This is a genomic window from Zavarzinella formosa DSM 19928, from assembly GCF_000255705.1.
Taxonomy (GTDB): Bacteria; Planctomycetota; Planctomycetia; order Gemmatales; family Gemmataceae; genus Zavarzinella; species Zavarzinella formosa.
Genome location: NZ_JH636449.1, coordinates 266838 through 280278, shown reverse-complemented (window position 1 = coordinate 280278; position 13441 = coordinate 266838). Strand labels below are relative to the sequence as shown.

At 60.4% G+C, this 13441-nt stretch carries 10 protein-coding genes; 5 read left to right on the top strand and 5 right to left on the bottom strand.

What is annotated here, in order from left to right; all coding sequences use genetic code 11:
• Positions 1-216: 216 nt before the first annotated feature.
• The gene (locus BGIM_RS0141395; RefSeq protein WP_020475483.1) at positions 217-1986 is read left to right on the top strand and encodes a DEAD/DEAH box helicase; all 1770 of its coding nucleotides are present in this window, start codon (positions 217-219) and stop codon (positions 1984-1986) included.
• Between the two features lie 38 nt (positions 1987-2024).
• Here BGIM_RS0141395 and BGIM_RS0141390 read toward each other — a convergent pair whose 3' ends face one another.
• From BGIM_RS0141390 to BGIM_RS0141375, 4 genes are all read right to left on the bottom strand, one after another.
• Positions 2025-2996 carry an MJ0042-type zinc finger domain-containing protein gene (locus BGIM_RS0141390; protein ID WP_157369818.1) on the bottom strand — a complete coding sequence of 324 codons (972 nt, stop codon included), beginning with the start codon at positions 2994-2996 and terminating at the stop codon, positions 2025-2027.
• Between the two features lie 155 nt (positions 2997-3151).
• On the bottom strand, positions 3152-4522 hold the full coding sequence (locus BGIM_RS0141385) for a 6-phosphofructokinase (RefSeq protein ID WP_029631708.1): 1371 nt from the start codon (positions 4520-4522) through the stop codon (positions 3152-3154).
• A 319-nt stretch (positions 4523-4841) separates the two neighbouring features.
• On the bottom strand, positions 4842-6146 hold the full coding sequence (locus tag BGIM_RS59225) for a serine/threonine-protein kinase (protein ID WP_052640225.1): 1305 nt from the start codon (positions 6144-6146) through the stop codon (positions 4842-4844).
• 13 nt (positions 6147-6159) lie between these two features.
• Positions 6160-7632: a hypothetical protein gene (locus BGIM_RS0141375; protein ID WP_020475480.1), complete on the bottom strand. Its 1473-nt coding sequence runs from the start codon at positions 7630-7632 to the stop codon at positions 6160-6162.
• 165 nt (positions 7633-7797) lie between these two features.
• On the opposite strand from BGIM_RS0141375, the gene BGIM_RS55230 reads away from it, so the two are divergent.
• The 4 genes from BGIM_RS55230 to cysW all read left to right on the top strand — a co-directional run bounded on the left by BGIM_RS55230 (position 7798) and on the right by cysW (position 12426).
• Positions 7798-9066, top strand: coding sequence for an MFS transporter (locus tag BGIM_RS55230; protein WP_020475479.1), 1269 nt, complete (start codon positions 7798-7800; stop codon positions 9064-9066).
• 205 nt (positions 9067-9271) lie between these two features.
• Positions 9272-10330, top strand: coding sequence for a sulfate ABC transporter substrate-binding protein (locus tag BGIM_RS0141365; protein WP_020475478.1), 1059 nt, complete (start codon positions 9272-9274; stop codon positions 10328-10330).
• A 409-nt stretch (positions 10331-10739) separates the two neighbouring features.
• Complete coding sequence (gene cysT, locus BGIM_RS0141360) at positions 10740-11564, top strand: sulfate ABC transporter permease subunit CysT (protein WP_020475477.1); 825 nt, start codon at positions 10740-10742, stop codon at positions 11562-11564.
• A complete protein-coding gene (gene cysW / locus BGIM_RS0141355; RefSeq protein ID WP_020475476.1) occupies positions 11554-12426 on the top strand; it encodes a sulfate ABC transporter permease subunit CysW in 873 nt (290 codons plus the stop codon). Before cysT ends, cysW begins: the two co-directional genes overlap by 11 nt.
• Positions 12427-12433: 7 nt before the next feature.
• On the opposite strand, the gene BGIM_RS0141350 is transcribed toward cysW, so the two are convergent.
• Positions 12434-13441: DUF4013 domain-containing protein (locus BGIM_RS0141350; protein WP_193789068.1), on the bottom strand; the 1008-nt coding region annotated here is incomplete at its 5' end.

The following is a 13441-nucleotide window of genomic DNA, read 5'->3' as shown; positions in this document are numbered from 1 at the left end:
GTCTTTTATGACCACCCGACACCGAAAGGTGCCGGGTGGTTTTTTTATTTCATGGCCGTGTATGCGGCCCAACGTTCCGATTGGCGCCGAGTCTTGTTTTTGCCAGTCGTCTGCTATTTGTTCCCAATCCGTCGGATCTCCAAGACTCGATTCGACCTGCCGTGCCGGCCAGCCGTCAAGACGACAAGCTAGGTCGGTCGAAAGCCAGAATCCCGAATGTCTGATGAGATTGTTTCCACCCCGCCCACTCCCGTGGCCGAAGGCATGCCTGCGCCGACTCCTGTGGTCGCCGCAACACCGCCGCCAAATCCTTTCAACTTGTTGGGGCTTGATCCTCGGCTTGTGAAAGCTCTTGGCTATTCCGATCCTTCGCCTATTCAGCGAGAAGCCATCCCGCCGTTGCTCGCGGGCAAGGATCTGGTCGGTCTCGCCGGAACGGGCACCGGCAAAACGGCCGCGTTTGCCCTTCCCATGATTCACAAATTGGTGGCCAACAACGCCAAGCGTCAGGGGGTCTCGGGCATCATCCTTGCTCCCACGCGAGAGTTGGCTGTCCAAGTGGCGAAGGCCGTTGCCAATTATGGCAAACCGGTCGGCATTGAAGTGTTGGCAGTTTACGGCGGCACCGGTTACAGCGATCAAATCCGTTCAATCCGCCGGGGCGTTGACATTATTGTCGCCACCCCCGGTCGATGCCTCGATCTAATCCGCAAGGGCAAGATGCCTCTCGACACCATCAACACGGTCGTCCTTGACGAAGCCGATGAGATGTTGGACATGGGCTTTGCGGAAGACATCGAAGCCATCCTCTCCGAAACGCCCGCCACCCGGCAGACGATGCTGTTCTCGGCAACCATGCCGCCGCGTATTGAAGACATCGCCGCCAAGCATCTGCGCAGCCCGATGCGGATCAAAGTGGCCCGCGACAAGTCGCCCGGCGCCGAGGCCCCCAAAGTCCGGCAGACTGCTTATGTGGTCCGGCGGGATTACAAGCTTACGGCGTTGGGTCGGATTCTTGACCTCGAACGCCCGACCTCGGCGATCATCTTTTGCCGAACCCGCACCGAAGCCGATGAACTCACTGAAACGCTCGGCCGTCGCGGTTTCAAGCCGATGGCTCTCCACGGGGGGCTGTCCCAAGAGCAACGCGACCGCGTGATGAAGGCGTTCCGCACCGGCACGGCCGATCTGCTGATCGCGACGGACATCGCCGCCCGTGGGTTGGATATCGAGCAATTGTCCCACGTGGTTAATTTCGACGTGCCCCCGCAAGCCGAGGCCTACGTTCACCGCATCGGCCGCGTCGGCCGGGCCGGACGGGCTGGTGTGGCCATCACTTTGGCGACGCCGAATGAGCAATACCAACTCAAGCACATCGAGCGGGAAACCAATCAGCGAATTGAACTCGCCAAGGTGCCGACGGTCGAGCAACTTCGCCAGTCCCGCGTCGATCACACGGCCGAGATTCTGCGGGAAGCCCTCGCGGACACAAACTTCACGAGCGATCTTCGCGGCATGATCGGCAAACTCGCGGAAGATTTTTCCGTGCAGGACATCGCCCTCGCCGCCGCCCGGATGATGATTCGGCCCTCCCGCGCGGAAGACGACGTCGAAATTCCCGACGCCCAGCGTGATTCCCGCAATGATCGTGGCCGCCCTGGTCCCGGTGGCGGCAGTTTTGGCGGTCCCGGTGGCGGCAATCGGGAGCGAGCTCGAGCCGGTGGCCGTCCCACCTCGAAGGGCATGGCCAAGGTCTTCTTCGGCATCGGCCGGGATGCGGGCATCACGCCGCGCGATCTCGTCGGGGCCATCGCCAACGAAGTCGGCATCCCTGGCAAGGATCTCGGCCAAATCGATGTGACCGACCGCTTTTCCCTCGTGGAAGTGCCCGTCGATGTCGCCGAGTATGTGGTGGAAGTGATGGAAGGCAGCCGGATTCGCGGCCGCAAAGTCCACGTCCGCCCGGACCGGGCGCCGCGGGGTTGATTGTCTGAAAGCGGGTGGGGTCTGTCTCCGGTGACGGCTCAGATCCTTCCCGTTCGTCCCTTTCCCGCAATCAACACCAAGACCGCGCCAATCATGATGACCGCCCAGCCAAAACCGGGGGAAATGGTCGCCATTAATAATCGAAGTTCCGGCAGAGCGTTCAATGAGAGGAACGAGAGCGCGTAGCCGATGGTTGCCGCGAGACTGGCAATCCCGAGGTATAAGAAGGTTTTTGCTTTTCTTCCCTGAGATGCCTGAAACACCGTTGCGACAATGATCGCGATCAGGAAGAACGGATAAACAAGACTCACCACGACGACGAAGATAACCAAGACGGGTTTCTCGGGTGATTTTGAATCGCCCGGATTGCTTTTCCAAGGCGAGTTTCGGGAGACAATATCCGGCTCGCCTCGCCGGGAATCCGGCTTGTCCCGATGGCTTTGAATTTCGTCGGCCACCGCAAATCCCAACGTGACCGCTTTCCAAGGCACATCCACAAAGGAAAGCCAGATGCCGAACGGTCCTTGGATCATCGGCAGAAACAAACCCATGAGCAGAAACACGCAGCCAATGCCCGCCAGAACGCGATTGGTTGTTCCGATGGCGCCGGAGATGGGCCGGTTCGGGGCATGGGCCGATTCCGATGAATGAGGTTCCGGTTCGGGAACAGGCCATGAATCCCCGGTCGGCATCCGGGATGAATAATCTGGCCCCGGCGCCGGGCCCAAGTCCGCCATGATAGTCTTCGAGCGGGGCGGCATGCCGGGCACTTGGAGACGCTGGCCGCAGGATTTGCAGTTGGTTTTTTGCCCGGCGGCTTCTTCGTCAACCGTGTGGGCTGTTTTGCAGACCGGGCAGTTGAATTGGATCATCTCCCGTGATTGCGGCGGGGGCGGGGCGGGCACTTGAAGCCGCTGGCCGCATTTCTTGCAGTTGCTTTTCTTGCCCGCATCCTGATCGTTGACGGTGTACTGAGTTTTGCATGTCGGGCAGGCGAACACAATGCTCATGGTCGTCAACATCCGCAGGGGTGAAATATCTCAGGGCAAGTCATTGTTAAAAGTGCGGGCGGGGGATGTTGGTAATATAGGCGGCTGAATGCCAAAAGCGTTTGAAAATTATCGGGCGAGGGCGATCAACACTTCTTCTCAAAACGCGGCCTGTCTCACAGAGTCCGAATCCGCTTGTTGATGTCCGTGTTCACCGAGTGATAAGGCGAGGAGAGATTGCTGGCCGAGAAGGTCTTTTGCAGGGCTTCGCAATCGTCCGGGCCGACGGCGTTGTTGAAGATCGGCTTCAGATAATCAATGCCGGTGGCCGAGGGTTTCATGCGAATCGGGTCGTAGAAACTCGGGTGCATCTGCCGGGCGTGGATCAGGCCCCAGCGGTCGCGGAAATCGTTGGCGGGAATCCCGGCCACATGGAAGCCGTTTTTCTCGCTCCATTGCAAAATGCTCACGCTGTTGATCTGCCCCTCGGCCAGCATGTCCACGGCGTTGCCGCCGAGTTGCATCGCATAGAAACGGTCGAACATGATCGGCCGGCCCCCCCGTTGGGTGTGGCCGATTTTCCGGGTGAAGATCGCGGCGCTGGCGCTCTCGTTGCGGCGTTTGCTAGTGAAGTAATCATCCCCCAAGCGAGTGACCAGCAAACTGCGAAGCGCCTCCGAGGCGCCGGAGAGGATTTTGTTCCCGGCCGGGTCGGTCGAGTTGAGTTCGGCGCCGAGTTCCTGGCCGCTTTGGTCGACGATCCCCTCGCCGCAAACAATCACGACGTTCTTTTGCAGCTCGTAAATCTGCTTGATCTTCTCCACCAGCAAATCAACATTGAGCGGGCATTCCGGCACCAGCAACAAATCCGGCCGACCGTAACACGCCCCTAGGGCGATGTAGCCGGAGTGTCTTCCCATCACCTCGACAATGGCGATGCGGCGATGGCTCTCGGCCGTCGTCCGGATGCGCTCCACCCCGGAGGCAGAGACGAACACCGAGGTGGCATAACCCGGTGTCACGTAGTTCATCATCTGATCCAACTCAAAGGTCTCGCAGGCAAAGCGGCGGGAGTAGACCGGTTCTTTGCCGGGACGCTCGGCGCGTTCCCATTCGTCGGCTTCGTTCTGGTAATTCAACCCGAGATCGTTGTCGATCGTCTTGGGCGCCAGCACCGTTGGCAGCGATTCCCCGAGGGCTTGCATGCCGTTGAGGGTGCCGTCTCCGCCGACGCAAATGAGGCCATCCACTTTCAACTGGCCAAGCCGGCTGATCACGGCGTTGATGGTTGTTTTGTCGTCCGAGTCCACATAGTCCCGCGAGGCGCCGAGCAGCGTGCCGCCGAGAGTCGGAACGAGTTCGGGGATGGTGGTGAACAACGGATTCAGGTGAACGTGTGGCACGCGGGGATTGAGCAACCCGCTGAAGCCTTTGATGATCCCAAACACTTCGATTTTTCGCTGATTGGCCCGCGTGACCGCCCCGGCCAGGGTGGCGTTCAGGGCAGGGGTGTCGCCGCCGGCTGTCAATATCGCAATCCGTTTCATGGTGATGGTCTCAAGCTCCGGGAACGTTGGGTATGAAGCGAAGAGAAGACTAACCACAAAGGCACAAAGATCACACAACGTTTCACAAAGATCAAAGCAAAAGAGAAGCAAAAGAAAGATAATCCACCGGTCATTATTCTTTTTGTTTTCTTCGGTCTTTTCTTTGCTTGCTGTTTTCGATCTTGTGATGTTTTCTTTGTGAAACGTTGTGTGATCTTTGTGCCTTTGTGGTTGGTCTTTTCTTCGCTTCTTTTGTCTTCGCATCAAGAGAAATGGGAGAGGGTGGCGGGAGGGGTGATGCCCGTGACACCCGGTCAGGTTACATGAGATACTTGCGGATTTCATCAAACAAATGCTCGCAACGCCGAAAATACCCCGCCCGGTCGTCGGGGATCTTGCCGCCGGTGGGCCGGAAATTCAGCGACAAGATCAGGCGGTTTTCGGTCGGGTTGGGCCGGTCGAGATGCACGTCCAGATCAACGCCCTCCCGGCGGGTGGCCTTGAAGAGGCGGCCGAAGAAACTGGTGGCGGGCACGTTCACATGAAAGCGGGCCTGCAAGAGTCCCGGTTCGGTGTGCAACAGGTCGGCTTGCTGATCCTTGAGGAAGCCCCCCAGTTTCAACACGGCGATGCGGTCGGGCATCCACGCCTCGGCCCGATGGACCACATGCCACGGGTCAAGCGGCGGCGTGTCCGGGAACACATCCTCGGCCACCGGAAGCGCGGCTTGGGCCTCGCGCTCCTCCAGTGGGATCATGGTTTCCCAGATGTCGAAGCCGACGGCCCGTGAGAGTTCGATCGCCAGTTCACGGGCCGAGGCCGGGCGTTCCGGGGCGTACTTGGCGAGACAGCGAAGGACCACGGTTTCCAACGCGGCCGGCAGGTGGCGCACGTTTCGCTCGGCAAACCGGGGCGGCCGTTCCCGGAGGTGGGCGTTCATCACCGCTTCGGAGGTCGGGTAAGGAAACGGATGCGCGCCGGTGAGCATTTCGTAGAGAATCACGCCGGTGGCATAGATGTCGGCCCGGCTGTCCACATCGTCCCCCCGGAGTTGATCGGGGGAGATGTAGGCCGGGGTTCCCTGGGCGACGATTTGGTCGATCCCCGACAGACTTTCGCGGGAGAGAAACGGCTTGCTCGCCAATTGGGCCAGGCCGAAGTCCATGATCTTGAGGAATTCGGTCGGCGTGCCCGCGTTGACGATCATCAGATTGCCGGGCTTCAAATCGCGGTGGAACACACCGGACGAGTGGGCGGCCTCCAGACCGTGGCACAGACAACCGGCCAGACGGGCCACACGGGGCAGGGCGAGCATCGGCTCTCGCCGGAGGATTTGTTCAAGCGTGCTGCCGGGGACGAACTCCAGCACGAGGCACGGCCCCGCGAGTTCGTCGATGCCGGAATCCAGCAGGCGAACGATGTACGGATGGTTGAGCCGGGCGGTGTATTGGGTTTCCCGCTCGAAGAATTGCCGGGCGCGGGGCGTGTCCGCGAGATCGGGCCGCAGAATTTTGACCACGACAGTGGTGGCCGGGTCGTCAACGGGGCGGGCGGCGCGGGCCTCCCCCATGCTGCCGCGACCCAACACGCCGAGCGATTCGTATCGACCCAAAAGCATGGTCATCGATCAATCCGAATCAGGGCTTGGAGCCGGAATCATACGAAGAACCCTGCACGGGGAGCCGAATCCGTCGCGGCACGGCCTCGTTGGTTTTCAGGACGATCACACTGTTGGCGGGCAGCGATCCGTAAAGCGATCCTTTGGGCACGACGACACTCAATCGCCAGTTCTTCCGGCCGCCGAGATCATTCTGAGGTTCTAGTTTGATCTTTAGATAATTGGGCATCGTTTCTTTCGTCACCAAGGAGATGTCCAAATCCGCTCGTTCGGCGATCAGGGTCACGTCCTTGCGGATGTCCTGATCCACTGAGAAACCGTTCCCCATGTTGATCCGGCCGGAGTCCGCCCCGGCGAGGATGCTGATGTCTCCGAGGGTCCGCCCGCGGATCATGAGGCTTCGGTGTTCGGTCACCCCGCTGTTCTCGATGCGTATGCGGCGGTCAATCACGCCAAGGTCCATCTGACGCGGCTCTTTCTTGCTTCCCTCTTCGGGGTTGGCTTTTTCCTGAACGGTCACCTCGAACTTGTACATGCTGGAGACGCGGGGCATCATTTGCTCTCCTTTGGGGGCAAAGGAAAGCAGGCTGCTTATTTCCTCCGGTGTGGCCGGGATGGGGGGCGAGATGGTGATGCACGGATTCGGCTCGCCTTCCAGCGACGCGCTCAAAGCCAGATAGAGCCGGTTGGCCGAGACGACAAAGAACTGTTGTTTGGACTGCCCGTTGTCCCGGATTTCCCCCATCTGAAGTTCGCCGGCGGGCGCCCAAGAATCTCCCGAGCGGGTGAGCAGGGAATAGGAGGGGACTCCCATGATGGATGCTTCCAGGGTTGTGCCGAAGGGAATCACATCGGGGACATTACACAGCAGTTGCGTTGAGATCGTCCGGGGGCCTTCGGCCTTGCCGCTCCAGTTCATGCGGACGCCGACCATCTGCGGTCCGGCGGGGCCGGCCGCCGGGACTTCGCCGTCCTCCTTGCCATCCTTGTTGTACAGCAGTTTCCAATTGAGTTTGCCGGCGAAAATGGCCTGGGCCAGCGCCCCGTTGAACGGCATCGGCGAGCCGATCAGCGGGCAGTTGGCAATCGCCGAGGCGGTGGCGTAATCCCGCAGAGCGTCCGGCGGCATGTTGGCGTATTCCACGCTGGCGCACTGGCAGTTGGCGGCGACGGCCCGGAGAACCACCGGTTGCGGGTGTTTGTTCGATGCCCAGTACACGAAGTAACCCGGCTGGTCGATTTCGACTTCGGGCACCCAATATTTCATGTGTTTCGGGGCGGCGTCCCGGTTGGTGACGGCCGCTTGGGTGGTGTAAAACTTCAGCGGCGGTTCCCTGAGAGCTTTCGGCCCGCCTGGCTTGGTTTCGGCGGAACTGTCGGTGGGGAGATTTTGCTCTTCCGGATCGGATGTGTAGCGGGTGGCGACCGTGATGAGGAACACGGCCACGACGACGAGGAGAATCGGCAATCCGATTCGGGTGAAGGAATTCATCGGGCCACCATGCGACGCCAGAGGAACGATCTCCGCGGACTCCCCGCGGACAGCATCCCTATTTTACGGCATGGCGTCGGGAGGAGTTCAAAATCTTGGCCGAACCGGCCGGTCGTCGGTATCCTGCCTGCTGTCCCGCGCCGTCGAAACCCCGTTGATCCCTCCATGACCGACACGTCCGTCCCCCCGCCGACCCCGCCTTCCTCGAAGGCCGCGATGGTGATTGTTTTCCTCGTCGTGTTCATCGACCTGCTCGGGTTCGGGATCGTCTTGCCGATCCTCCCGCAACTGATCGACGGGCTGATCGGCCCCGCCGAAATCCCCACGGCCTACAGTGGTTGGGTCATCGGCGGGCTGATGTCCGTCTTCTCCCTGATGCAGTTTCTCTTTTCCCCGGTGTGGGGCCGGGTGTCCGACAAAGTGGGGCGTCGGCCGATCCTGTTGATCGGGCTGGTCGGGTCGGTCGTGTTTTATGCCTTGTTCGGCTATGCCTGTTCGCTCGGCGCGGCGGAACACGCCGGAATGATCCTGCTGCTTATTTTGATCGCCCGCGTCGGGGCCGGCGTGTCCGGGGCGACCATTTCGACGGCCCAAGCGGTCATTGCCGATTGCACGAGCAAAGAAAAACGTTCCCACGGCATGGCCCTCATCGGCATCGCCTTCGGCATCGGCTTCACTTTCGGGCCAATCATGGCAGCGGTGGCCTTGTCCCTGTTCCCGGAGAACTTGGAATCGGTCGGCTATCTGGCGGCCACCATGTCGCTCATGGCGTTGATTCTGGCCATCGTAAAACTGCCGGAAACCCGCACGCCGACCGGGCCGGGGGCGAAGCGAAGCTGGCTGAGCGTCAGCCAGTTATTTTCCACGCTACAGACTCCGACCGTCGGGATGCTGGTGCTGATTTTCTTCCTCGCCACGTTCGGCTTCGCCCTGTTTGAAGGGACGCTGGCCCTGTTGACCAAGGACTTCCAATACTCGAAGTCCCAGACGTTGTGGATCTTCGCTTACGTCGGTTTTGTGCTGATGTTCACACAAGGTTTCTTCTATCGGCGATTGGTGAAGAAACACGGCGAAGTGGCCATGATGCGGCTCGGCGTCGGCTTCATGTTCCTCGGTCTGGCGGGCATCGGGGCCATTGTGATTGCCCCGCAATTGCCGATGAGGGAAACGGCCTTCTTCATCGCCCTCGCGGCCGGTGTGATCGGTTTCGCCTTCCTGACCCCCTCGGCCCAAGCCCTCATCTCCAAGCGAAGCGACCCGGCCCGGCAGGGGGAAGTGCTGGGGGTGAATCAATCCTTCTCGGCGCTGGCCCGGATCTTGGGGCCGCTTTCCGGGGCGGTGTTGTTCAAGGCGTATGAACCCCCGGTGCTGCCCTATGCGGCCTCGGCGGTGTTGCTGGGGTTGGTGCTGGCGATGTTGCCGAAGATTAAGTGAGTATACGCCCGGCCCTCACGGACCGGTCTGGGTTAATCGGTCCGTTGGACCTAAAGCAAGGTCGGTCCAACGGACCGATTAACCCAGACCGGTCCGTGAGGGCCGGGCCGAGATTGACCACCTTGTCACCTTGCGTACTCGTCATTTGGCTGTTTGTTGATACACTTAGTGAAGATTCGAGGTCGTTCCAACCGAAGAACTCACTATGTGGCGTATCATTCTCTGGTCCCTTGGCCTGCTCTACGTCTTCGGGGCGGCTGGCTGGATTCTCCAAGCCGGGGTCGTCCGTGAGACAAAAGTGTCGGACACCACGGGGGATGTCACCCTCCTAAATGTCGCCTGCGATCCCACGCGGGAACTCTGGCAAGACATCAATCCCCGGTTCACCTCCCAATACCTCAAAGAGACGGGTCGAAGCGTTACCATCAAACAATCGCACGGCGGTTCCGGCAGCCAGGCCCGGTCAGTGGTTGATGGCCTCAATGCGGATGTCATCACGCTGGCCCTGTGGACCGACACCGATCTGGTCCGCAAAGCCGGTCTGATGGATGAAAAATGGGAAAGCAAACTCCCGAACCGGTCGCTTCCCTACGTTTCCACCATCGTCTTCGTGGTCCGCAAAGGGAATCCCAAGAACATCAAAGATTGGCCCGACTTGATCCGCGAAGGCGTGGATGTGATCTCTCCCAACCCGAAAACCTCTGGCAATGGCAAGTGGAGCTTCCTCGCCGCTTGGGGATCAGTCCTCAGCCGGGGTGGATCGGAGGAAGACGCCCGGAAATATGTCACCGGTTTGTTCCAGCACATCAAAGTGCTGGATGCCGCCGCCCGCGGGGCGACGATGACCTTTGCCCAAAACCATATTGGCGATGTTCACCTGACATGGGAAAACGAAGCTTATTTGGAAGTGAAGGAGCAACAAGGCAAAGGGAACTGGGAGTTGGAGATTGTTTATCCTCCGTTGAGTGTTCTGGCCGAGCCGCACGTCGCCGTGGTGGACAAGAACGCCCGGCAGAAGGGGACCGAGAAGATCGCCCAAGAGTACATGAAATTCCTCTACACCGAGGAAGCCCAAGAAGTGATCGCCAAGCACTACTACCGGCCAACCAACGAAGCCGTCAAGAAAAAGACCGCCGATCGCTTCCCGGAGTTGAAGCTGTTCCCGGTGACCATCGTCGGCCCGACATGGGACGGCATCCAAAAACGGTTCTTCGCCGAGAACGGCGAATATGATCAATTACTCGCGGCCGGACGGAAGAAATAAGCAAGAAAGCATAGGTTTTCCGGTCTGAAAGACCGGTTAATCCAGCCCGGTCCGTGAGGGCCGGGCAAAACAACGACCGTAGCCCAATTCCAAAGGGCCGGTCCTCGGCGGGGTGTGATACCGAATCACATTGATCACTGACGAGAGGTTAAAGCGAAGAAGACCCCCTCCAACTCCCCCTTGCCAAGGGGGAGAGCAAAACCGGCCTCTCTGATGAGGCTAAAGGTTTTGGCGGCGACCGGATTTCCTCTCCCCCTTGGCAAGGGGGAGCTGGAGGGGGTCTCTTCGCCTCACATTGGTTGGTCATCAATGCGATTCGGTATGAGTTCCCGGCCCTCACGGACCGGGCTGGATTAACCGGTCTTTCAGACCGGAAGAATGAGTTGAATCGGTTTTTCACAAGGAAGCCATGTCTTCGACTAATCGCCGCGTGTTGCCGGGGTTTTCGCTCTCGCTCGGCTACACGATGCTTTATCTCAGTTTGCTTGTCCTGATTCCGTTGGCGGTGTGCTTCCTCAAGGCGGCTGATCTTTCCTTCGGAGAGTTCTGGACGGCCGTTTGGAATCCTCGGGCGGTGGCCGCTTACAAGCTCACGTTTTTCGCCTCGCTGACGGCCGCCGCCATCAACGTCGTGCTTGGGCTGATCGTGGCGTGGACGCTGGTTCGCTACGAGTTCCCCGGCAGGCACATCCTTGATTCGCTCGTGGACATTCCCTTTGCGTTGCCGACGGCGGTGGCCGGGATTGTTTATGCGAAGTTGTACATGGACGAGGGGCCGCTCGGGCAGTTCTTGGTTCCCTTGGGCATCAAAGGCGCGCATTCGGTCTTTGGCATCGTGCTGGTGCTGGTGTTCACCGGTTTCCCGTTTGTGGTCCGCACGGTGCAGCCAGTGTTAGAAGATTTGGACAAGGAAGTCGAGGAAGCCTCGGCCGTGCTGGGGGGAAATCGCTGGCAGACTTTTTACCGGGTCATCATGCCGGTGCTGATTCCCCCGGCCCTCACCGGCTTCACCCTCGCTTTCGCGCGGGCCATCGGCGAATACGGCTCGGTGGTGTTCATCTCCGGAAACAAGGCGTTCGAGACGGAAATCGCCCCAATGCTGATCGCCAACCGACTCGAAGAGAATGCCTACGCGGAAGCGGCGGCGGTCGCCGTCGTGCTGCTGGTGTTTTCGTTTGCTCTGTTGGTGGTCATCAATTTGCTGGAACGATGGAGCAAACGCCATGCAAACTAAGCCAGCCTCTCCCACCCGCACCGACCCGTGGTACATTCGCGGCACGCTGATTGTCCTGACGTTCGGCATCATCGGCCTGCTGGTGGTGATCCCCATCGTCAAGGTTTTCGGGGAAGCCTTCCGCGACGGCATCGGGGCTTATTGGACCAACCTCACGGGCGACCCGGAAACCCGGCATTCCATCTTCCTCACGCTGATGGTCGCCCCGGTGGCGGTCGCCCTGAACACGGTGTTCGGCATCGCCGCCGCGTGGTGCATCGCCCGCTTCCGGTTTCCGGGCCGGACAATTCTCATCACGTTGATCGACCTGCCGTTCTCGGTGTCGCCGGTCGTGGCCGGGTTGATGTTCGTGCTGCTGTTCGGCTCGCGCACCCCCGTCGGGGCGTGGCTGATGGCCCACGGATATCAGGTGATTTTTGCCCCCCCCGGCTTGGTGCTGGCGACGGCCTTCGTGACGTTCCCGTTCGTAGCCCGTGAACTGATTCCGATCATGGAGGCCGTCGGCACGGAAGAAGAAGTGGCCGCCCGCAGTCTGGGGGCGGGCGGGTGGGCGATGTTCTGGCGGGTGACGTTGCCGAACGTCAAATGGGGGTTGCTCTACGGGATGATTCTCTGCAACGCCCGCGCGATGGGAGAATACGGCGCGATCTATGTGGTGTCCGGCCGGATCGGCGGCGTAACCAGTACGATGCCCATTCATGTGCAAAAGCTGTTCGAGAGCGGCAACAAAGACGCCGCCGCCTACGCCCTCGCCTCGCTGCTGACGCTGCTGGCCATTCTGACACTGTTCATCAAGGTGATGATCGAGCGAAAACTGCGACAGGATCAGGCGGAGGCGGCGAAGCCGATGGAGGCGCCGTGATGAAGAGTCAACCGGTCGTCGATGCCCCGGTTGTCGGGGCGCGCATGTGGTTCAAATGGTAGGCCCACGTGAGCCAGCCCCAGAAGCGGCCGATGCTCAACAGCACCCAACCGAGGAGCGGGCCGATCACGATCACCAAGCCGATGACGCCTAGGAAACCGGCGACAATGCCGAACACCAAGAGCATCAGAAGCACGGAAGCCCATGCCGTGACGTAAGACTTCAAATTGATTTGAATGAGACGAAGCGCCGGGCGGGGGTCAAACAAACGCGGGATGGAATCGCCGTCGGTCAACCGGCGGACCAGCACCGGGACCGTCAGGAAAAGGACAGACTGAAGGACTAGCAAGACCACGTTCAGCAGCGGAACCACGGCCCAATTGAAAATCATCCCCGCAGCGGATGATTCCGTCGTGGTTTCGGCGCCTCCAAAATTCCGGCTCAGCCATTCCGCATCCAAATAACACACCCAAAGGCTCAGGCCAATGGCGGGCAGGCACATTGCATAAATCACCAGTCGCAGCGGCAGGCCGGTTTTGAACAGGCCGTCAAAGTCATCCCAGTCGGGAAGGGGATGTTCCATCCCGGCGCGGAGGTTGCGAAGGGTCCGGATTCGGTAACCGTCGCCCACGGCCTCCAACACCGGGAACGAGACGATCACGCCGCCGAGGGCCATTTTGCCCAGCCATCCCGGCCCCTCCAGGACGTAACGGAACCCTTTGGCCGCCGGGCTGGACGCAACGGGAACGGGGGGCATCGCTGGCTCGCTGATCGCCGGTTTTACCTCTGGGGGTGATGGCGGTGGCGGGGGTGGCAGTGATGTCGGCGGGGTCGAGGGATCATCGTCCTCTTCCACTTCCACGTCGTCTGCTGGCATCTGGCGGGGGGAAATCGGCGGGAGGGGATTGAGCGGGATGATCGGCGGGAGAAGGGGAGAGGGCGGCGGGGCGGGCGGGACGGCTGGCCGCGCGGTCGGCGGCCGGGGCAGGTTGGCCGACTGAGATGGCGGCGGCGG